This is a genomic window from Oenococcus sicerae (genome assembly GCF_004102045.2).
GTDB lineage: Bacteria > Bacillota > Bacilli > Lactobacillales > Lactobacillaceae > Oenococcus > Oenococcus sicerae.
In genome coordinates this window covers 462,433-483,339 of the sequence record NZ_CP029684.2, presented here as the reverse complement: position 1 = coordinate 483,339, position 20,907 = coordinate 462,433, and the positions used below count along the sequence as shown (strand labels likewise).

Below are 20,907 nucleotides of genomic sequence, written 5' to 3'. Positions count from 1 at the left end.
GAATATAAATTAGCAAAAAGTTGTTAAATCAGCTTTTTTAATTTGGAGTAAAGGGTTTTATGAGCATATTTATTAAATTAAAATGGTTCTTTAAAGAAAATTGGCGAATGTACTCAATCGGTATATTAATGCTATTTTTAACGGACCTATCACGTGTGATTCCACCATATATGATTGGTCTTTTTACTAACAAAGTTGTCGATCATAAGTTAACTTGGTCTTATTTAATGATCTTTTTAGCTATTCTACTTTTAATTTTTCTATTGTCCTATTTCTGCCGCTATGGTTGGAACACACATATTGTGAAGGGAGCCGCATTACTGGAACGGACTTTGAGAAAACGTTTGTATGATCACTACATGGAAATGGATGCACCCTTCTATCAAAAATACCGAACAGGTGACTTAATGAGTCATGCCTCAAACGACTTGTCTTCGATTCAGCGAGTAGCTTCGGGCGGAATTTTAATGGCCTTTGATTCAACTGCCAATATCATTCTCGTGGTTATTTCGATGATATTATTTGTTGATTGGCGTCTGACGTTGATTGCGATCTTTCCATTACCTTTTTTGGCAATTGGTGTTTCTTGGATTATGCCGCGTCTGCGCCGAGCTTTTACGGCCTACCAAGAGGGATTTTCAAAAATGTCCGATCATGCGCAGGAATCCTTTTTAGGTATGAAAGTAATCAAAACCTTGGGGCAGTCCGAAGAGGACATTCAAGCTTTTGATCAGCAAACGGATCAGCAAGTTAAAATTAATGCACAAGTTGCTCGAGTAGATTCGCTATTTGATCCACTGGCAACGGTCGTAATGACTTTTTCTTATGTCTTAATGATTATTTTGGGCGGTCAATTCGTTCTAAACAAGACGATCACCATTGGACAATTGGTTAGTTTTACAGCCTATTTAGGCCAATTGGTTTGGCCAATGTTCGCTTTAGGCCAATTGTTCAATGTTCTGGAACGAGGCAATGCATCGTATGACCGAGTGATGGATCTAATGAGTGAAGAAAGTTCGATTCATGATGACCCTAATGGCCTCTCCGAAATTGGAGTTGGTGAACTGAATATTCGCGTTAAATCATTTAATTATCCAGATGATCCTAAAATTATTCTAAAGAATATCGATATCAAGCTGGGTGAGGGGCAAACACTAGGACTGGTTGGGCCGGTTGGATCTGGAAAAACAACCATGTTGCGGCTTTTGCTGCGTGAATTTGATTCCTATGATGGCGAAATTGATTTTTCTGGTCACGACATCCGAGACTACAAATTATCTTCTTACTTAAGTGCAATTGGCTATGTTAGCCAGAATAATTTTCTCTTTTCCACTAACATTGCTAAGAATATAGCCTTTTCGAATCCAAAAATACCACGCGCTGAAGTTGAGAAAGTGGCTAAATTAGCAGCCTTGCATGATGATATTATGCAGATGCCCAATCAGTATGATACAGAAGTTGGCGAAAATGGTATCACGCTTTCTGGTGGCCAGCAGCAGCGTGTCGCAATCGCGCGCGCTTTGATCGTGAACCCTGCTATTCTAATTTTGGATGATGCCTTATCAGCTGTAGATGCTCGAACTGAAAAGGAAATTTTGAATGCTTTAAAAGGCCAGCGGCAGGATCAAACGACGATCATTTCTGCTTCGAGAATATCGTCTGTTATTAATGCTGATCAAATTCTTGTTTTCAAAAATGGCAAAATTATTGAGCGTGGTCAACATGAAAACTTAGTTGCTCAAGACGGTTATTATGCTAAAACATTCCACGAACAGGAACTAGCTTCTCATTATGAAGCTAAATTAACAGGAGGTGAATAATGGCCGAAGAAAATGCTTCTGAAACACAAGCAAAGAATAGTGTTTGGGCGCAATCGATCAAAGTCCATGATCAAATGGCGGTTGTCTGGCGTTTGATCAAGCTGGCTCGACCATCGTATTTGATGTTTGCCGGTGCCATTTTGTTTGCTGGAATTACAATTATTTTTGATGGTTATCTGCCTTTTATTCTCCAAAATTTCATGAATAAACAGCTCAATGACGCTAGTACGTCGGTGAAAGCAATCGTTTCTTTTGCTTTGATTTTTGGCGCAATTCGAATTTTTTCAGCGCTGTTGTTGTATTTTCAAAATTTTTGGTACACACAGGCCTCTGAAGTAGCATTGAATAACGTTCGGAAAAAGTTGTACAGAAAACTCCATTCTTTGGGAATGCGTTATTTTGATCAAGTACCTGGTGGTGCTTTGGTAACGCGTGTCATGAACGACACGGAATCGTTCTTTGATTTTTGGCAATTATTTTTAAGTTTGATTTATGCAATTTTTTCGATTATTAGTATTTATATTTTCATGTATTTTTCTAATTCAGGCTTGTCGCTTGGGCTTTTGTTTATTGTGCCGGTAACAGTTTTCACAATTTGGATCTATCAAAAGTATTCTTCGGCTGTTTATCGTAATATGCGATCCAAATTATCTGCTTTGAATGCTAAATTGGCTGAGTCGATCAATGGTATTGAGACGATCCAGAATTTTCACCAAGAGGATCGCATGAAGCATGAATTCGCTGATATTAATCAAGAATATTTCAATGCTCGTTTTAGAATGGTACAAATGGATTCGCGTTTGCTCGGCCCGATGAACCAACTTCTTTTGGGGATGTCAACTGTATTTATTCTTTGGTTTTTAGGCAACCAGTCCTTTTCTTCGGCTGTTGCTGGTGGCACGATTTATGCTTTTACAAACTGGATCGAAAATATTTTTAATCCTTTGAATAATGTGCAGCAGAACCTGTCGACTTTTCAAGACGGAATGGTTTCCGGTTATCGTGCTGGAAAAATTTTGGACGATATCACTTACGAGCCAGCTCAAAATGACGGTGCTGACGAGAAAATTACAGAGGGCAAGATCGAGTTTAAACACGTGGATTTTTCCTATGATGGTAAAACAACCATCTTACACGACTTGAGTTTTACAGCTGAACCGGGTCAAACGATCGCTCTGGTTGGTCACACTGGCTCGGGAAAATCCTCAACGATCAATGCACTGATGCGTTTTTATGAATTTCAAAAAGGACAAATTTTGATTGACGGTCATGATATTCGTGATTTGGATCCTGTTGATTTTCGCAGAAAAATGGGATTGGTTCTACAGGACAGCTTCATGTTCTATGGTGATATCAACTCCAATATTCGCATGTACGATCAGTCAATTACAGATCAGCAAATCAAAGAAGCGGCTAAATTTGTGGATGCAGATAAGTTCATCGATTCTCTGCCGAAGACTTACGAGACACCTGTTTTAGAGGGAGGGTCGTCACTCTCGGCCGGTCAGAAACAATTGATTTCCTTTGCACGAACGATCGTGCGCGATCCTAAAGTTCTGATTTTGGATGAGGCGACAGCTAATATCGATACACAGACAGAAGCGGCGATTCAAAATGCTTTGAAACACATGCGCAGTAATCGTACGACGATAGCTATTGCGCACCGGTTGTCGACGATCAAAGATGCTGATTTAATTCTAGTTTTGGATAAAGGATCGGTCGTTGAACGTGGCACACATCGGCAGCTGCTAGCTAAAAAGGGTTACTATTACGATCTTTATAAAATGCAAAGTATGGAAAACGCCGGCAAATAAGGCGTTTTTTATTTTGTTTTACTATCAGGCCCGAATATTCGTAGCAAATATCTGTATAATTTTTATAAACTGGAGACAAAATTTGAAAGGAATTTTTATGGTAGAAGAGAAAAAAGACGATATGATTCAATTTATCGGCGTTGAAAAGTACTATGGCCACTTTCACGCTCTGAAGAATATTAATTTGACAATTGAACGCGGTGAGACGGTCGTGCTGATCGGACCTTCTGGTTCGGGAAAATCTACCTTGATTCGTGCGATCAATGGTTTGGAACCGATTCAAGAAGGACATTTGATTGTTAATGGCTTTGATTTGAATGACCCGAAGACGGATATTGATAAGATTCGTAAGCGTGTTGGCATGGTTTTCCAGCATTTTAATTTATACAATAATAAATCAGTTTTGGAAAATGTGATGCTGGCACCCAGAATTGTGAACCATGTGCCTGAAGAAGAAAATGAGAAGTATGCCTTAGAACTGCTGGAGCGGGTTGGTTTGCAAGACAAGGCTGGTTCTATGCCCAGTATGCTTTCTGGTGGTCAAAAACAGCGTGTTGCGATTGCACGAAGTCTCGCTATGAAACCAATGGCACTCTTGTTTGATGAACCAACATCTGCACTTGATCCGGAAATGATTGGTGATGTTTTACGTATCATTCAAGGAATCGCTAAGGACTCAGATCTGACCAGCTTGATCGTGACTCATGAAATGAATTTTGCTCAGAATGTAGCGAATAGAGTAATTTTCATGGCAGATGGTGAAATTCTCGAAGACTCTAAGACAAGTGACTTCTTTAAGAAACCCAAGAGTGCTCGTGCGCAACAATTTGTTGATCAAGTTCAAAACCATTAAAGAAAAAGGAGGGGGTTTCAGTGGAGAAAACAAAAAAAAGACAGATCGGTATCGTTTCGTCTTTGATCCTGACACTGCTGATTATTTTTGGTATCGGTTTCGCTTCAGTTGTTGCAGCTCAAAACGCGAAACATGTTGATACTTGGGCGCGTGTCAAGCGCTTGGGTGAGATCCGCTGGGGTGTTAAAGCGGATACGAAATTATTCGGTTTAATGGATACGGCGACTGGTAAGCCAGAGGGGTTTGATGTTGATATTGCTAAAGCTTTAACGGTTCAGCTAGCCAAACAATCTGGTGTGCCATTAAAGGCTGACTTTACCGTTGTGACCTCGAATACGCGAATTCAATTATTAAAAAATTCAAATATTGATGGTTTTATTGCAACAGCGACGATTACACCGGAACGAGAAAAAATTATTGATTTTTCTAATTCCTATTTCAAAGCCGGCCAGGCTATTTTAGTTAAAAACGGTTCTGGCATTAAATCAATTAAGGATCTTAACAACAGCAAATCAACGATTATTGGCGTTGTGGGATCTAATTCAGTTATTAATGTGAAGAAATTTGCGCCTAAAGCTAAGGTACTTGCCCTAGGTGATTACGGTCAGGCAATGGCGGCTTTAAAGGCTGGACAGGGTCAAGCTTTAACAACTGATAACGGTATCTTATACGGCTTAGCGACAGAGAATCCAGGATACTCGGTTGTGGGTGGCGCTTTTACGACTGAACCGTATGGAGTTGCTTTTGATAACAACCAGCCGGATATGGTGAAGCAGACCAATAAAGCATTGAAGACGATCATTGCTAATGGCAGTTATAACAAATTGATTAAAAAATGGTTTCGAGGTGTGCCTGGATTAGATTGGAGGTCACTAGAAAAATGATAAATTTATTGACATCTAATTTTAGTGTTTTTGTGACAGCTTTTGGCTATACTTTGGTTTCTAGTCTAATAGCTTTAGTGGTGTCGACGATTTTAGGAACTGTGTTTGCGATCTTGCAAATCGTGCCAAGCAAAACAGCAAGAGTTATTGCTAAAGTATATGTTGAAATATTCCGAAATATTCCGTTGCTGATTATCGTCATGTTCTTCTATCTGGTTGGCACTAGAATTGTTAAAATTGACGGTTTCACGGCAGGTACTATTGGTTTGTCGCTCTATACCTCCGCTTTTATCGCCGAAACAGTTCGTGCCGGTATTAATTCGGTCGGCATTGGTCAAACTGAAGGTGCTCGTTCTAATGGGCTGAGCTTTTGGCAGACACTTAGAATTATCGTATTGCCGCAGGCTTTTAAAATTGCCATTCCATCACTTGGCAATCAGTTTATTAATTTAGTTAAAAATTCTTCTATTTTAGCTTTCGTAGCTGGTGGTGATTTGATGTACACGGCTAATAATGTTGCTGCTGCAACCTTTGATAGCTTTAATTCCTATATTATTGTTGGTATCTTTTATTTGATCATTACGCTGCCTTTGAGTTACTACATGAAGTACTTAGAAGCAAGACTAAAAAGGATAGCTTAAGGAGGATACTATGAATATCGTTGTTGCAGGAATATTTGACGCTTTTACAAAAAATAATATTAACTATCTTCTTGGCGGACTCGGAATCACGGTTGCAGTTTCGATCATTTCTGTTCTTGGTAGTTTGATCTTCGGCGCTTTTATCGGCATTATTATTTACGAAAAAATCCCTTTCTTATCAAGGTATGTGTCGATTATTAATGATGTGATCAGGAATTTGCCGCTTTTGTTAATCATCTTTTTCATTTATTTCGTCTTGCCGATGATCGGTATCTATTTACCAGTTTTTTGGGCAACTGTGATCGCGATGATCGTGTTTGAATCAACTATGCTGGCTGAAATTATTCGTGGCGGGTTGTTGGCCGTTCCGACCGGTCAAGCAGAAGGTGCTCGGTCAGTCGGCATGACAAATCAACAAGCGCTGCTGCACATTGTATTGCCGCAGGCAATTAAAAAAATGATTCCACCGATTATTTCTCAACTGATCTCCTTAGTGAAGGATACGAGCTTGGCAGTTGGTATTGTGCTATCAGAGATGACCTTTAGAGGACAAATTGTTTATGCACAAAATTCGAATTATACGATTCCGGTTTTTGTGGCTTTGGCAATTATGTACTTTATTTTGAACTATGGATTATCGCTGATCGCCAACTGGTTTGATAGCAGAATGGCAGCTTAATGAAGGCCTTCGGGTCTTTTTTTATTGATATCTATGTTAGAATTGAAACAAAATTTAGGAGGAACAATGGTTAGAGTACAAGATGATTTGTTTGCGGCAATCAACGAAGATTGGCTGAAAACGGCAAAGATCCGTCCCGATATGCCTTCGGCGAGTGCTTTTACAGATCTATATTTATCAATCGAAGATGACATGCGTGCTGATACAGAAGTCTTTGCTAAGGGCGAAAAAAATTCGCCAGCGTATTTAAAAAATTTTATTGATTTCTATAAATTAGCTAATGACTGGCAAACCAGAAATGCCCAGGCAGCTCAGCCCGTCGTCCAGTCTTTAAAACGCATTACAGCTCTGACTAGTTTTGAGGATTTTTCTAAAGCACTGGCAGATTTAGACTTATCTGGATATTCAACCAGCTTCAATGTTGGCGTGACACCGGACTTCAAGCAGGCTGATCGTTATATTTTTTGGGTGGATGAACCTGCGACAATTTTACCTGATTCCACTTATTATGCTGCCGATAATCCACAAAAAGAGCCTTTACTGGCTACTTGGTCCAAAATGACGACTCAGTTATTGATGACTGCTGGTTATTCGGCAGACGAGGCTGACAAAATTGTTCAAGATGCTAAACAGTTTGATGCTTTACTGCCTGATCTTGTTTTGAGTCGTGAAGAACAAATGGCTTATTACAAGAATTATCATCCCAAAGCGATCCATGATTTTGCAGCTTATTTGACCACGATTGATCTGCAAACATACGTGAACACATTAGTTGGCAAACCTGTTGATAAAGTCATTTTATCTTCTGAGCGTTTTTGGGATTCAGCTAAGGATGTCTACACTGATGCTAATTGGTCTATTTTCAAAAGTTGGCTGATCGCAAAAAATGTGGCCAAGTTCTCGAGCCTTGCTTCTTATGATCTATTTAAACAATCCGGTACTTTTTCTAGAGCATTGACGGGTGCTGCCCAAGCAGCCGAACCAGCTCGAGAAGCTTACGCTTTAGCACATCAGCAATTTGGTTTTCTTCTGGGCGAATATTTCCGAATTAAACATTTTTCTCCCGAAGCGAAGCATAATGTTGAAACGATGATCAATAAAATGATCAGTGTTTATCGTGATCGTCTAACTCATAATGACTGGTTGGGATCAGATACGATCAAAAAAGCAATCAGCAAATTGGATCATATCGCTATTAAAATTGGCTATCCAGATCAAGTACCACTACGTTTCTTGAAAAGAAAGGTTGATTTGCAGACCAGTTTGTTGGAAAATTTTGAAGTTTTGTCCAAACAAGAAGCGCAATTCTCGCTGGACCGCTGGAATACAAAAGTCGATACAACTGAATGGGGCATGACAGCTGATACAGTGAATGCCTATTACGATCCGCAGACCAATTCGATCAATTTTCCAGCTGGTATTTTACAGGCGCCTTTTTATGACTTTGATCGTGGTGCTTCAGCGAATTATGGTGGCATCGGTGCTGTTATTGCACATGAGGTTTCTCACGCTTTCGACACAAATGGTGCTCGTTTTGATGAAAAAGGGTCATTAAATAATTGGTGGACCGATGAGGACCTAAAGAAATTTACAGACAAAGCTCAAGCGATCGTTCGATCATGGAGCGGTTTGGATCTCGATGGGGCAGCTGTAAATCCAAAATTGACTTTAACGGAAAACATCGCCGATCTTGGCGGCTTAAGTGCTGCATTGCAGGCTGGTCATACAGACGCCAATTTCTCATCTAAATCGTTTTTTACGACCTGGGCCACCATTTGGCGTATGAAAGCCAGTGCCGAATATATCAAACTTTTGACTAGTATCGATGAGCATGCGCCAAACAAGTTGCGTGCTAACGAACCAGTTAAAAACTTTCAAGAATTTTTTGATGCTTTTCATATTGAAAAGGGCGACGGTATGTATCGTGCACCTGCAGATCGCGTTAGTCTATGGTAATGACATTCAAAAAAAACGGCTTGAAGGCCGTTTTTTTGTAGATAATTAAGATGATGCTATTAAATGATAACGACAATTCCAAATATCTCATCAATCGAGAAGTATCATGGATCAAATTTAATGATCGTGTTTTAGCTCAAGCAAATGATCAAAGACATCCTTTGTTGGAGCGCGCTCGCTTTCTGTCGATCACGCAGAAAAATCTTGATGAGTGGTTCATGGTGCGTCTGGCTTCGATCCATCAGATGGCGCAGCTTCACCTGCAGACCAGAGAACCAACGGGTTTGACGCCGCCTGAAGAGCTAGATGTGATTTCTGCTGCGGCCGGTGCTCAATTAAGAAAACAGCATTCTTTGTATGCGCGTTCCTTGGTACCAATGTTAGCCAAGGATAATATTAATATTTTGGAAATCAGCGAATTGGAAAGTTCTCAATTTGATTGGTTGGCGAAGTATTTCAAACAAGAAATTTTCCCTATTTTGACGCCTATGGCTGATGATGGCACACGCCCCTTTCCTTTTTTAGCAAATGACAGTTTAAATCTAGGAATCCGTCTTGTCGCGACGGCAGCCAAGAAAAAAGGAAAAACGGAACACTATGCTTTTATTCAAGTACCAAAAAACTTACAGCGTGTCATTAAATTACCAGTTGGCAAGGTACAAGCGTATGTACTGATCGAAGACGTGATTCGTGTTTTCATTAATCTGCTTTTTAATGATTATAGTGTTCAAGAAGTAGCTGCTTTTCATATTTTACGTGATATGGAGCTAGGAATTGCCGAAGAGGATTCGCCGAATCTTTTAAAAGAGGTACAGACGCAGCTGAAAAAACGTGAACGTGGACAAGTTATCCGTTTGGTTGCCGAAAAACAGATGTCTAAAAAGCTGGAACGCCATCTTCAAAAGGCGTTGCCCCTCAATAAACGCCGTATTTATCGTGTTTCTGGTCCAGTTGATCTCGCTTTTTTGGATACTTTGATCAAACAGGTTCAACGTCCGGAACTCATGTATACGCCTTTTAATGCCAAATTAGATAAGACTTTGATGGGCAGTGGTATTTTTAAAACGATAGCTGATCATGATGTTATTTTGCAACACCCTTATGATGATTTTGCGCCGGTCGTGAATTTAATCAATCAGGCAACTGATGATCCGAATACAATGGCCATTAAAATGACTTTGTACCGGGTTTCGGATCATTCACCGATCGTTGCTGCTTTAGGGCGTGCTGCCGAGGCTGGCAAACAAGTGACGACTTTGGTGGAAGTTAAGGCTCGCTTCGATGAGGAAAATAATGTTCACTGGGCTGAAGAGTTGGAAAAACAAGGCGTGCATGTCATGTATGGTTTGCCAAATTTAAAAGTTCATTCAAAAATGACTTTGATCATACGCAAAGAAGCAGCCGGGATCAAACGTTATATTCATGTGGGCACAGGCAATTATAACGATGTGACGGCGCGCCTCTATACAGATATTTCCTTATTTACGGCTAATGATGATTTAGCTGATGATCTGACGCAGATCTTCAATTATTTGACCGGTTATTTTGCACCGGAAAATCTTAAAATGGCTTATATTTCACCCAATGGTATTGCTGATCGTTTATCGCAATTGATTGATGCAGAGGCGCAAGCTCAGACTAATGGCAAAACATCCGGCATTTGGATCAAAGCAAATTCTTTGAATGATACAGATATTATTGATCATTTGATCAGTGCTAGCCAGGCTGGTGTTCCGATCCATTTATTAATTCGCGGTATCGAGACGTTACGGCCGGATATTAAAGCCATGACATCTAAAATTAAGGTTCATTCGATTATTGGCCGCTTTCTAGAGCATTCTCGAATTTATCGTTTTGCTAACAATGGGACGCCTTTGACTTATATTTCCAGTGCTGATTTAATGCCGAGAAACTTATATCGCCGTGTGGAACTATTAGTACCGATTACCGATCCAAAATGCGAGTCTCAGATTGCTGAGATTTTTGAAACAATGTGGGCCGATACCGTCAATATGTGGAAAATGAAATCAGACGGCAGCTATTTAAGACACTCTAAACGCCGCCGCCGAGTTGATAGTCAAGCATTATTTATGGGGCAGGAGTTTGTTGACGACAAATTCGCTGAAAAATTTGTTGGTGATAAATAAGGTAGACTGGAAGCGGGAGATTTTATGACAAAATTTGCAATCATTGACTTAGGATCAAACTCTGTTCGTATGACTATTAGCCAATATCAAGAGAACGGCGGTTACGAGGTTCTTGGCCGTTTTCAAGAAATGGTCCGCTTATCGGCCGGTATGGGTAAGAAACGCATTTTACAAGAGGATGCCATTAATCGAACGATTCAAGCGATCAAGAACTTTAAAAAAGAAATTAGCAAGTACGATCAAATTACGGTTCGAGCAGTCGCCACGGCCGCTGTTCGCCAAGCATCTAATCAGAAATATTTTTTAGATAAATTCGAAACAGCTTTGGACCAGCCATTGGAAGTGATTACAGGCCTGCAAGAAGCCCACTATGATTACATGGGTATTATTGAAACTCTGCCGATCGAAAACGCACTGATTCTTGATACCGGCGGCGCTTCTTCTGAATTGATCATGGTACGCGACAAAAGAGAAATTCACGGCATTTCGTTACCAGTCGGGTCAGTCAATTTAACAGAAAGCTATTTAGAAAAAGATCAAGTAACTGCGGTTTCGCTTTTTAGCGCGATCACGGCCCTACAGCGGCTTTTTCGTGATGTTTCCTGGCTTTTAGAGGTTAGAAATTTTCCAATTATTGCGATTGGCGGATCAAATCGAACTTTGGCTAAAATTTCCCGCCGCGAAAAGGAAATAGTTGGGCTGCCGATCCATGGCTATCATCTGTCATCTGATGAAGCCAATCAGATTTTCCAGCAGGTACTAGCCAGTAATCTGAAGGAACGTGGGGATCTACCAGGCTTAGCCAAGGCTCGCGCAGACATTATTGTTGGTGGTATGCTGCCATTGATCAAACTGTGCCAATATGTTGATGCTGACCAAGTCATTTTTTCGCAATCCGGTTTGCGCGAAGGGATCTTGTTTGAAGAAATTCAAAAAGTGACCGGACATGAGGTGCTGGATCCAAGAGTAGATGAGGCGGCCGATACAGAAAGCGACGAAGTTTAGGATTATTAGATGAAACATTTTTTTGCAAAATCAGGTCTTTTTCTTTTTGCGCTTTTTTTAGGTTTGGCAATTTATTTATTCCAAGCTGATTCTCAGCATGATCTGGCTTCAACGAAGTCCGGCCAGCCGATAAAAGATTATCATTATATCAAACCTGATCTTTTTTCTATTGATCGCAAATCCAATTTTTCAGCAACGAGGATAAAAAAAAGTAGCCCTCTTGCGACGAAAATCGATGCGGAAATTAAAACAAGTAATTTCTCCGGCAGCATTTTGCTTGTTAGCCATAATAAGATTTTAATAAATAAAGGTTATTCTTACGCTGATCGAGCTAGTGCTAAATTAAATACACCAAAATCCCTTTACGGTTTGGCCTCAATTCAAAAAAGTCTGACGGCTTTGCTGATTATGAAACAAATTCAGGCTGGTAAACTGACCTTGCAGACAAAATTAAGTCGTTTTTATCCTAATCTACCTAATGCCGACAGTACTACAGTCCAAAATTTGTTAACAATGACATCTGGGTTATCAGCTGGATCCGGGCCAACAGCTTTGATGAGCGATAGCCAGTACATTGACTGGTATATTCAACACACTGTTCAAAAATTCCCAGTTGGACGTTTTCATTATGATGCGACAAATTTTAAAATTTTGGCTGGTATTTTAGAAAGTATCACAAAAAAGAGTTATCGCGATAATTTGGATGCGGTTTTTGGCCGTAAATTTGATTTTGTGAATGGTACTGGCTTTTCTGCCAGTCCTGATCGAACCTTTTCCTACAAAAGTTTCGTGACGCAAAAAGCGGCTAATAATGGCGATGCTTATTTAGCACGTGAAGTGGCTACTGGAAATTTATTTACTACGACTGGCAATTTATACCTTTATTTTCATGAATTATTTTCCGGAAAACTGATTCCACCAGCTATGATTTCGCAAATGTTTGCCAAGGTCAACGGTTTTCCCTATGCCTCGGGAGCTTATAATGAACCGAAATTTTATAAAGCTCATGGCTATATTTTGGGTTATGAGCCGACCGTGTTCATCAGCAAAGATAATCAAACGACTGTCATTATGCTAGCTAATACTGCCAGCAAACCTGCTTGGCAGGATCTGGCTGAGAAAATTTTCTGGCAGCTGATGACTAATTGATTTTGACGTCTGCTAGAATTAGTTTGTAGCCGCAAAGAGTGGCGATATCGACATATGTTAGCAGTTAAATCTTATACAAAAGAATATATTGATCGATCAGAAGGACAGACACATTTGTTATTGGATGATATCCAAGCGAATGATCAAATCTTTTTGCAAAGTGTTTTGCTGGCCTTAAATGATCGTTTCAGTAATCGTATGCATACCATGGAAAGTAATATCACGTCTAGTTTCAATGCTTTGACGGAGCTTCGTCTAGTTGCTGAAGCGATCAAGAGTGGCAAACCGATCGTGTTTCCGAAACATTTTCAGTACGAAAGCATTTTTTCTTTTCAGAATGGCAATTCGATCAAGCTGACTCGTGAAAAATTACTTGCTTTCATTGAACTATTTTTCAAACAAATTCGACAAATTTTCCAATTAAATTAACTGATTTATAAACTAGCAGTCTTGTTGCTAGTTTTTATTTTGCCTTAACCGAAAGCTTACTTTTGTTTAATATTGCTAACCAACAATGAACATATAGAAAAGGAGGCAAGGCCAATGTACTAGGCGAAATCATCAGTTAACTAATTAACTGTTTGACAGCCTTAAATAATTAAAATGTCATTTTAAAAAATAACTGATAAAATGTAAGTATGAATTTCTATGAGCCAGAAGTAAATAATGATGATCAAGTTCAACAGAATATTAAAGCCAAGGGACGTCATCTCATGTTTCTCTCTGCGGATTGGTGCGGCGATTGCAAAGCAATTAAGCCTTTCGTGCAAAACATCAAAGATGAAGTTGCCAAAACAGCTGATTGGTTTGACGCCGATCGTGATGCCAATTTAGCCATTGCAAAAGCACAAGGCTTGCGTGGTATTCCAGCCTTTGTCTTATTCGTTGATGGCAGACAAGTTTCGCATATCGGTGACGGTGAGCGTTTAACGCCGAAACAAGTTCTGAATTGGTATCAGCAGACCCTTTAAAATAGCCAAATTGTCCAAAAACCAAAAGTCACTTTTTGGTTTTTTTTATTTACTTTCACTTCCCGAAGTGACATAATTCACTTAATTTACTTTTTTTGGAGGATTATTTTGGGTATTTTTAAACGATCTTTTCGTCGTGATTCGTTGGCACAGTTCGCAAAAGCCGATGCACATCTGAAACGGGTTTTAGACACGAAAGATTTGGTTGCGCTTGGCATTGGCACGGTTATTGGTACAGGAATTTTCATTTTGCCAGGAACGGAGGCAGCACAGGATGCAGGGCCAGCTGTCGCAATTAGTTTTTTAATTGCCGCAATTATTTCTGGAATTTCCGGCATGGCCTATGCAGAATTTGCAAGTGCGATGCCAGTAGCGGGTTCTGCCTATTCTTACGGTTCGGTCGTCTATGGACAAGTGGTCGGCTGGTTTTTGGGCTGGTCTTTGATTCTGGAGTATTTCTTAGCGACCTCTGCTGTTTCAGTTGGTTTTTCATCATATTTAGGCGGCCTTTTTAAAACGAATCATATTCATGGCTTTGATTCTTGGTTAGCTGGTCCTTTAGAGGGCGGTATCGTCAATTTACCGGCCGTTATTCTACTGTTAACGATTTTGGTGATTCAAATGATTGGTTTGTCGACGACACGTTGGGTGGAAAATATTTTCGTTGCTATCAAGTTAGTCATCTTGGCTATGTTTATCGTTGTGGGCATTTTCTTTACTAAACCTGGCAATTACATTCCCTTTTACCCGAAGGAGTTTCAATCTGGTCCCTTTGGTTTATCGGGCATTTGGGCGGCTACTTCGGGCATTTTCTTTGCTTTCATTGGTTTTGATACGTTGGCTGCTCATACAGCGGAAGTCAAAAAGCCAAAAACACAGATGGCGCACGGTATCATTTATACAGTGCTGATCGCAGCTGTTTTATACACCTTGTTTGCGATTGTTTTAACAGGCATGGTGAACTATAAGCAGTTAAACGTCAGCGACCCGGCGTCATTTGCCTTTACTTATGTTGGACAGAAAGGCTTGTCTTCAATCATTGGTATCGGTTCGATGATCGGTATGTTTACAGGAGTCTTAGCATTAGTGTTCGCTTCTTCGCGTCTCATATACTCTTTTGGACGAGATGGCTTATTACCAAAATTCTTAGGCAGGATCTCTGGTAGTCAACATGTGCCTTTTAATGCTTTGTTAATTGCAGGGATCATTGAAATTGTCTTGGCTGGTGCAGTGCCGCTCTCTGAGCTGGCTTCTTTGATCAGTGCGGGAACGTTGGCAGCCTTTACCTTTGTTAACTTTGGTATCCTGTCCTTGCGAAAAAGAGCGGATATCAATAATGCTGATGGCTTTCAGGTTCCTGGTTATCCAGTCGTGCCGATCATTGGCGGCCTAACAAGTCTTTTTTTTATCACGCAGCTTAAGCAGGAAACACTTGTTATGTTTGCCATTTGGACAATTATCGGTCTAGCGGTTTATTTTTTCTATGGTATTCGGCATTCGAAACTGCAACAAGATAATGCTTGAATTTTAGCAAGATATCGTGTTAAAATGGTAACTTGTTAATGCCCTTTGGCCAAGTTGGTAAGGCAATGGCTTCTGGTGCCATCATGCGCTGGTTCGAGTCCAGCAAGGGCAATCATGTGTCAGAAAGATCTATCCAAATTAGGGTAGTTTTTTTTATGAATTATGTTCTGTATTCCCTTTATCTGTGTTATCTTTATTGCATAGATTTTAAACAAGTTGATCCGGATAGTAGTTTTAAAGCAAAGCTTAGAGAGTTGACGGTCGCTGGAAGTCAACGTGAAGCAGCAAAACGAACATGGCCGGTGATTGGTTAATGCGAACGGTTCACCGAAAGCATTAAACGGATTGGTCTTCGTTACTAGACACGCCATTAAACTTTGACTCATATGTTAAAGCAGATGGTTGGCAAGGTTGATCAGGTAACTGATCAAACAAGCAGGATGGTAACGTGCTAAGTCACTTCTGTATTGAACAGGAGTGGCTTTTTTTATGTCTGATCAACAGTAGCGAATCTAATATAAGTATATTAAATGTTATCTGAGTGGCGTCGAGTAACGGTTACTCAATTGCCTCATAAGCAACAGTCAATAGGTTCGACTCCTATCGCCACGTTATGTTTATGAAAAGAAAGGAAATGATTGCAAGATGGATTCTGATCTAACGCTGCGTGCTGGAATCAAAGATACGATTCCAACTATGTTTGGCTATATGGGTGTTGGTATGGCTTTTGGTGTCGTGGCAAACACGAGCCATTTGCCATTACTAGCGATACTGTTGATGTCTTTGCTGATTTATGCAGGTTCTGTAGAATTTGTCGTCACAGCTATGCTCGTGGCCGGTGATCCAATTTCAGCGATTATTCTCTCTGCCTTTTTAATCAATTCGCGCATTATTTTAATGAGTATCTCAATTTCGCAATACTTTAAAAGGGATAGCATGCGACAGAACTTTTTTATTGGCAGCTTATTGACTGATGAAACTTTTGCTTTAGCTATGACGAAAATCAATCAAACGGAAGGCCGGTTAACGCTTGCTTGGTTCAATACAGCTAATATACTGGCTTATTTGTCTTGGATATTAGCAACCGCTGCCGGCGCGCTCTTGGGCAGTTTAATTAACGACGCTAAGCAATTTGGACTGGATTTTGCCTTAGTAGTGATGTTTATTGGTCTGCTTTATTTGCAAATTATCAATGATCATAGCAAAAGTATTCAGTTGCAGCTGACGGTAGTGTTCGCTGTTGCTGTCATGATGTATTTTTTCATGCGATGGCTGCCAGGAGAACTTGCGCTATTATTAGCCTCGATTTTAGGTTGCTTTTTAGGAATGGGATTGTCGAGATCACATGCTGACTAAAGTTTATCTGACAATTATATTATGCGGTCTTGTGACTTGGCTGTCGCGGAGTCTGCCATTTTTGCTGCTGAAGAAGGTTAAACTGCCGAGTTGGTTGGTGGATTTTTTGTCTTTTGTGCCAATCGCTATTATCACGGCAATTTTATTTGAAAATTTGTTGACAGTAAAAAATGGTTACTGGCCAATTTTAAATCTGGATAATTGTTTGGCGGCTGTACCATCGCTTGTAGCTGGTCTGCTAACTAAAAATTTGCTCGTGATCGTGCTTGTTGGTGTGCTGGCGATGGCCTTATTGCGATTATCGGGAACTAATTAAAGTCATTCTGCAATTGATCAGCAAGTTCTTTAGCGATTTCCGTGACGATACTACGAGCAGTTTCTAATTTACTTTGTACTGGCAAAGTCTGTGGTCTTTCATGAGGACGAATAATTGTGACTTGATTATCATCAGCGTTAAATCCAATACCTTTTTGACTAACATCGTTAGCAATGATCATGTCTGCGTGTTTTTTGACCAGCTTGTCTTTGGCATAGTTGAGCAGGTCTTGCGTTTCAGCAGCGAAGCCAACCACGAACTGATTTTTCTTAGTTGCGGCGACCGTAGCCAGAATATCAGGATTTTGAACTAAATTCAGCGTCAATCCTTCATTACCTGTTTTTTTAATTTTTTGTGTCTGCTGCTGACTTGGGCGAAAATCAGAAACAGCGGCTGCAGAAATAAAAACATCGGCTGTTTGAAAATGGTCACTCACAGCAGCCATCATGTCATCACTGCTGGTCACTTGGATGAGTTGGACATTAAAAGGCACTTTGAGTTCGACAGTCGAAATTAAGGTTACGGACGCACCAGCTTCGACAGCCGCTTGAGCTAAAGCATAGCCCATTTTTCCTGACGAACGATTACTAATGTAACGTAAGGGATCCAAGGCTTCTCGAGTACCACCAGCTGTGATCAAGATTTTTTTATTTGCGAGTTGACCATGTTTTGCCAATAGACGAACTTGAGCCTGATCTAAAATATCATCAACGTCCGGCAAATGTCCTTTGGCATCGTAGCCCTCTGCTAAAAAGCCGACGACCGGATCGATCACAAGCAGACCATCTGCTTGGATTTGTTTTAAATTACGGCGGGTGGCTGCGTTGTGCCACATCTGATCATTCATGGCGGGTGCTACTATCTTAACCGCTGAACTAGCTAAGATCAAAGCTGAAGCAGTGTCATTGGCCAGCCCATATGCGATTTTGGCGATGAAATTCGCTGTGGCCGGAACGACAAAAATAAAGTCAGCCCAACGGGCCCAAGCTACATGAGCCACTTCGCCATCTGTTTCTTTAAAAATATCTGTTAAAACTGGATACTTTGTGAGCGTCGAAAAAGTTAAAGCTGTGATGAATTTTTCAGCTGACTCGGTCATGGCCACACGAACCTGTGCTTGATTTTTAATTAATGTTCGAACCAAAATAGCTGATTTATAGGCAGCGATACTTCCTGTGATGATAACCAGCACATGTTTATCTTTAAAAAGGGTCATTTTTTTAAACTCCTTGGGCCATTACTGCTCACAGATTTAGTCATGGTTATTTTATCAATTTGGTGACGATCTGTTTTGTGAACAATGATGTCAGCCTCTTTTTTCATTGGTTCAATAAACTCGGTCAAATTTTTTAAATCTGTCTTCCGCCAGGTCTGATCGATCAATGTCAGCTGTTTTGCTGGCGTCATGTGAGAAAGAGGGTAATAAAAACTGTTAGGATCTTGTTTGCTATTGTCGATAAAAGCCAGCGTACGCTTTAAAAACCATTGGTAAACGAGTGATGTATCAGCGTCAATGTAGATGGATAAATCATAATCATGGATTCGAAGCGCCGTAACACCCTCAATTATCAAGATTTTGGCCGCCTTTATTTTTTCGTATTTGTTAACAGTGATATCGTTGATCGATTGAGAATACACGGGTACGCTCACACTAGCTGCACCTTTTTTTAATTCGCCAATTTTGTTCGATAAAGCAGTTAAATTGTAGCTTTGTGGGAAACCTTTTTCTTGAAAAATATCTCGTTTGACTAATTCTTGGTTCGGAAAAATAAAAGCGTCAACGGAAATAACCGATACAGTCAGACCAGCAGCACTTTGGGCCAAACGGTTTGCAATTTCTCTAGCGATCGTTGATTTGCCAACTGCAACAGAACCTGTCAGTGCGATTACATAAGGATTCTCATGATGCTGGCCATATTTTTTTAAAATGATCGATAGCAAATTATCCACTATTTAATTATGCAGCTAAGCGGCGATTTGACGACGATTTTTGTTTGGTTTGCTAACGAAAAATCGATAGTTGATTTTCATCTTTTCTTATGCCTATAATAGCGTAATTTAATTTTCGTTTAATGGAATGAGAAGGAAGGAGATCATGAAAATGAGAAAAGCAAGCGTTACAAAGAAAGCAGGCGTTTTATTATTAAGCGGCTTGCTGGCAACAAGTCTGGCAGCTGAAGCTGTTTCACCGCTGACCGCCAGTGCCAAAGCAAAATCGAAGCTCTATTTTTCCATGCCAACGGATTTGACAACAATGGATACGGCTCTGATCACGGATGCTTATGCCGACCAGATCGCAGATAATGTTCAAGAGGGCTTGCTCAGTCGGACGGCCAGCGGCCAGATCAAAGCTGGACTAGCTGAGAAATGGCATCATAGTTCTGACGGCAAGACTTGGACCTTCACTTTACGAAAAGGGCTAAAATGGTCGAACGGTGATAAGCTGACTGCGGCGGATTTTGTCTATGCTTGGCAGAGAGTAGTTGATCCATCGACGGGCAGCCAAACTGCTGATAAGTATTCAGGCGTGAAGAATGCTGATGAGATTCAAGCTGGCAAGGCCAAGGCAACGAGTTTAGGTGTCGTTGCCAAAAATGACCGAACATTAGTTGTAACACTGGACCATCCAATGCCGCAGTTTGAGCTGGAATTAGCCGCCCCAACATTTTTTGCACAAGATCCAAAAGTAGCGAAACAATATGGCAAAAAGTTGGGCACTGCTTCTAGCAAACAAGTTTATGATGGCCCTTATAAATTGGTGGGCTGGAATGGCACCAATGGCAGTTTTACTTTGCTTAAGAACAAATATTATTGGGATAAAAAACATGTTAAGACCAATGAAATTTCTGAAACTGTTGTTAAAGATCCAACCGCTGCGATCGCATTATACAAGCGTGGAAAACTTGACTTGGTCGCACTTTCATCCCAACAATCAGTTACAGCCAATAAAAACCGTTCTGATTTCAAGGAGTACGCCGGTGACGCAACTTACTATCTAGAATATAACCAAACTGGCAAGGTTAAAGGTTTAAACAACACGAAGATCAGACAGGCTTTAAGCTACGCGATTAACCGTAAGGCGATCGCAAGTCAGATTTCGGGTGGCATGTATACAGCTGCGACGAGTCTTGTTCCGGCTGGCGCTGCGGGTAAAACGGCTTCAGGAGAAGATTTTGCCAAGGCTGCCAAAAAATATACAGGTAAATATTATAAGTATGACTTGAAGAAGGCCAAAAAATTGTTTAAACAGGGTCTTAAGGAAACTGGTTTGACAAGCTTGAATATCGCTGTAGAGGCAACAGCTGAAAGTCCTGTTTCGAAACCTGAAGTTGATTATCTGCAGCAAACCTGGCAGCAGTTAGGCAACATCAAAGTGACGGAAAAATTCGTGCCCTTTAAACAGCGTCTACAAGACCAGCAGAATCAGAATTTTGATGTGATGGTCGCTGGCTGGTCGTCAGATTATGCCGAACCAACTGGCTACCTGACCTTATTCACGAATAACGGTACGAACAATGATGGTCGCTGGGTCTCTAAAACTTACACCGATGCCTTCAATCGTGCAATGAATCAAAATGCTTTAAATCAAAAAGCACGTACGAAAGACGAAATTACAGCTGAACTGGCGCTTGCTAAAGATGCTGGCGCTTCGCCGGTATATTGGAATGCTTATCCAAGTCTGGTCAATCCAAAGCTCAAGGGTCTGCAGAACTTTAATGCTGGTAATTCCTTCTATTACAAGTACGCTTATGTAAAATAACTGAACTTTTGGCGAAAATAAAAACGGTTTTC

The 20,907-nt window shown here is 40.5% G+C and carries 18 protein-coding genes and 2 tRNA genes; 18 read left to right on the top strand and 2 right to left on the bottom strand.

Annotated features, from left to right (window positions below; translation table 11 throughout):
- Positions 1-59: 59 nt before the first annotated feature.
- The 17 genes from DLJ48_RS02465 (at position 60) to DLJ48_RS02385 (ending at position 17,115) form a co-directional block, all read left to right on the top strand.
- Complete coding sequence (locus tag DLJ48_RS02465; protein ID WP_128685605.1) at positions 60-1,820, top strand: ABC transporter ATP-binding protein; 1,761 nt, start codon at positions 60-62, stop codon at positions 1,818-1,820.
- Complete coding sequence (locus DLJ48_RS02460; protein ID WP_128685603.1) at positions 1,820-3,634, top strand: ABC transporter ATP-binding protein; 1,815 nt, start codon at positions 1,820-1,822, stop codon at positions 3,632-3,634. The genes DLJ48_RS02465 and DLJ48_RS02460 overlap by 1 nt, the downstream gene beginning before the upstream one ends.
- A gap of 97 nt (positions 3,635-3,731) precedes the next feature.
- Positions 3,732-4,487, top strand: coding sequence for an amino acid ABC transporter ATP-binding protein (locus DLJ48_RS02455; RefSeq protein ID WP_128685601.1), 756 nt, complete (start codon positions 3,732-3,734; stop codon positions 4,485-4,487).
- Between the two features lie 20 nt (positions 4,488-4,507).
- Positions 4,508-5,371 carry a transporter substrate-binding domain-containing protein gene (locus tag DLJ48_RS02450; RefSeq protein ID WP_128685599.1) on the top strand — a complete coding sequence of 288 codons (864 nt, stop codon included), beginning with the start codon at positions 4,508-4,510 and terminating at the stop codon, positions 5,369-5,371.
- Positions 5,368-6,012: an amino acid ABC transporter permease gene (locus DLJ48_RS02445; protein ID WP_128685598.1), complete on the top strand. Its 645-nt coding sequence runs from the start codon at positions 5,368-5,370 to the stop codon at positions 6,010-6,012. The genes DLJ48_RS02450 and DLJ48_RS02445 overlap by 4 nt, the downstream gene beginning before the upstream one ends.
- Before the next feature lie 10 nt (positions 6,013-6,022).
- Positions 6,023-6,691, top strand: a complete 669-nt coding sequence (locus tag DLJ48_RS02440) for an amino acid ABC transporter permease (protein ID WP_128685596.1) — start codon at positions 6,023-6,025, stop codon at positions 6,689-6,691.
- Positions 6,692-6,757: 66 nt separating this feature from the next.
- A complete protein-coding gene (locus DLJ48_RS02435) occupies positions 6,758-8,647 on the top strand; it encodes a M13-type metalloendopeptidase (RefSeq protein ID WP_128685594.1) in 1,890 nt (629 codons plus the stop codon).
- A 50-nt stretch (positions 8,648-8,697) separates the two neighbouring features.
- Positions 8,698-10,794, top strand: coding sequence for a polyphosphate kinase 1 (gene ppk1 / locus DLJ48_RS02430; protein ID WP_243148650.1), 2,097 nt, complete (start codon positions 8,698-8,700; stop codon positions 10,792-10,794).
- 24 nt (positions 10,795-10,818) lie between these two features.
- Positions 10,819-11,799 (top strand): Ppx/GppA family phosphatase, encoded by a 981-nt coding sequence (locus tag DLJ48_RS08560; protein ID WP_128685592.1) that lies wholly within the window; start codon positions 10,819-10,821, stop codon positions 11,797-11,799.
- A gap of 9 nt (positions 11,800-11,808) precedes the next feature.
- The gene (locus DLJ48_RS02420; protein WP_128685590.1) at positions 11,809-12,948 is read left to right on the top strand and encodes a serine hydrolase domain-containing protein; all 1,140 of its coding nucleotides are present in this window, start codon (positions 11,809-11,811) and stop codon (positions 12,946-12,948) included.
- Positions 12,949-13,002: 54 nt separating this feature from the next.
- Complete coding sequence (locus tag DLJ48_RS02415) at positions 13,003-13,377, top strand: hypothetical protein (protein ID WP_243148649.1); 375 nt, start codon at positions 13,003-13,005, stop codon at positions 13,375-13,377.
- 209 nt (positions 13,378-13,586) lie between these two features.
- Positions 13,587-13,919: a thioredoxin family protein gene (locus DLJ48_RS02410; protein WP_128685588.1), complete on the top strand. Its 333-nt coding sequence runs from the start codon at positions 13,587-13,589 to the stop codon at positions 13,917-13,919.
- Between the two features lie 108 nt (positions 13,920-14,027).
- Complete coding sequence (locus tag DLJ48_RS02405; RefSeq protein ID WP_128685586.1) at positions 14,028-15,443, top strand: APC family permease; 1,416 nt, start codon at positions 14,028-14,030, stop codon at positions 15,441-15,443.
- Positions 15,444-15,482: 39 nt separating this feature from the next.
- Positions 15,483-15,555: transfer RNA gene (locus DLJ48_RS02400), tRNA-Gln, on the top strand.
- A 428-nt stretch (positions 15,556-15,983) separates the two neighbouring features.
- A tRNA-Met gene (locus tag DLJ48_RS02395) sits at positions 15,984-16,055 on the top strand.
- A 33-nt stretch (positions 16,056-16,088) separates the two neighbouring features.
- Entirely contained in the window at positions 16,089-16,799 is a 711-nt protein-coding gene (locus tag DLJ48_RS02390) for an AzlC family ABC transporter permease (protein ID WP_128685584.1), read from the top strand.
- On the top strand, positions 16,789-17,115 hold the full coding sequence (locus tag DLJ48_RS02385) for an AzlD domain-containing protein (protein WP_128685582.1): 327 nt from the start codon (positions 16,789-16,791) through the stop codon (positions 17,113-17,115). The genes DLJ48_RS02390 and DLJ48_RS02385 overlap by 11 nt, the downstream gene beginning before the upstream one ends.
- Here DLJ48_RS02385 and coaBC read toward each other — a convergent pair.
- Together coaBC and DLJ48_RS02375 are read right to left on the bottom strand one after the other, a co-directional pair.
- The gene (coaBC, locus tag DLJ48_RS02380) at positions 17,108-18,331 is read right to left on the bottom strand and encodes a bifunctional phosphopantothenoylcysteine decarboxylase/phosphopantothenate--cysteine ligase CoaBC (protein WP_128685580.1); all 1,224 of its coding nucleotides are present in this window, start codon (positions 18,329-18,331) and stop codon (positions 17,108-17,110) included. The two genes, DLJ48_RS02385 and coaBC, sit on opposite strands and share 8 nt — an antisense overlap.
- Entirely contained in the window at positions 18,328-19,065 is a 738-nt protein-coding gene (locus tag DLJ48_RS02375; protein ID WP_128685578.1) for a type I pantothenate kinase, read from the bottom strand. The genes coaBC and DLJ48_RS02375 overlap by 4 nt, the downstream gene beginning before the upstream one ends.
- A 151-nt stretch (positions 19,066-19,216) precedes the next feature.
- Between DLJ48_RS02375 and DLJ48_RS02370 the strand changes: the two genes are divergently transcribed.
- Positions 19,217-20,875 carry a peptide ABC transporter substrate-binding protein gene (locus DLJ48_RS02370; RefSeq protein WP_128685576.1) on the top strand — a complete coding sequence of 553 codons (1,659 nt, stop codon included), beginning with the start codon at positions 19,217-19,219 and terminating at the stop codon, positions 20,873-20,875.
- Positions 20,876-20,907: the final 32 nt, after the last annotated feature.

What these genes read in the sequence shown, in the direction of transcription:
- DLJ48_RS02465 (WP_128685605.1), top strand. Translation starts at nt 60, where the DNA reads ATGAGCATATTTATTAAATTAAAATGGTTCTTTAAAGAAAATTGGCGA.
- DLJ48_RS02460 (WP_128685603.1), top strand. Translation starts at nt 1,820, where the DNA reads ATGGCCGAAGAAAATGCTTCTGAAACACAAGCAAAGAATAGTGTTTGG.
- DLJ48_RS02455 (WP_128685601.1), top strand. Translation starts at nt 3,732, where the DNA reads ATGGTAGAAGAGAAAAAAGACGATATGATTCAATTTATCGGCGTTGAA.
- DLJ48_RS02445 (WP_128685598.1), top strand. Translation starts at nt 5,368, where the DNA reads ATGATAAATTTATTGACATCTAATTTTAGTGTTTTTGTGACAGCTTTT.
- DLJ48_RS02440 (WP_128685596.1), top strand. Translation starts at nt 6,023, where the DNA reads ATGAATATCGTTGTTGCAGGAATATTTGACGCTTTTACAAAAAATAAT.
- DLJ48_RS02435 (WP_128685594.1), top strand. Translation starts at nt 6,758, where the DNA reads ATGGTTAGAGTACAAGATGATTTGTTTGCGGCAATCAACGAAGATTGG.
- ppk1 (WP_243148650.1), top strand. Translation starts at nt 8,698, where the DNA reads ATGATGCTATTAAATGATAACGACAATTCCAAATATCTCATCAATCGA.
- DLJ48_RS08560 (WP_128685592.1), top strand. Translation starts at nt 10,819, where the DNA reads ATGACAAAATTTGCAATCATTGACTTAGGATCAAACTCTGTTCGTATG.
- DLJ48_RS02420 (WP_128685590.1), top strand. Translation starts at nt 11,809, where the DNA reads ATGAAACATTTTTTTGCAAAATCAGGTCTTTTTCTTTTTGCGCTTTTT.
- DLJ48_RS02415 (WP_243148649.1), top strand. Translation starts at nt 13,003, where the DNA reads ATGTTAGCAGTTAAATCTTATACAAAAGAATATATTGATCGATCAGAA.
- DLJ48_RS02410 (WP_128685588.1), top strand. Translation starts at nt 13,587, where the DNA reads ATGAATTTCTATGAGCCAGAAGTAAATAATGATGATCAAGTTCAACAG.
- DLJ48_RS02390 (WP_128685584.1), top strand. Translation starts at nt 16,089, where the DNA reads ATGGATTCTGATCTAACGCTGCGTGCTGGAATCAAAGATACGATTCCA.
- DLJ48_RS02385 (WP_128685582.1), top strand. Translation starts at nt 16,789, where the DNA reads ATGCTGACTAAAGTTTATCTGACAATTATATTATGCGGTCTTGTGACT.
- coaBC (WP_128685580.1), bottom strand. Translation starts at nt 18,331, where the DNA reads ATGACCCTTTTTAAAGATAAACATGTGCTGGTTATCATCACAGGAAGT.
- DLJ48_RS02370 (WP_128685576.1), top strand. Translation starts at nt 19,217, where the DNA reads ATGAGAAAAGCAAGCGTTACAAAGAAAGCAGGCGTTTTATTATTAAGC.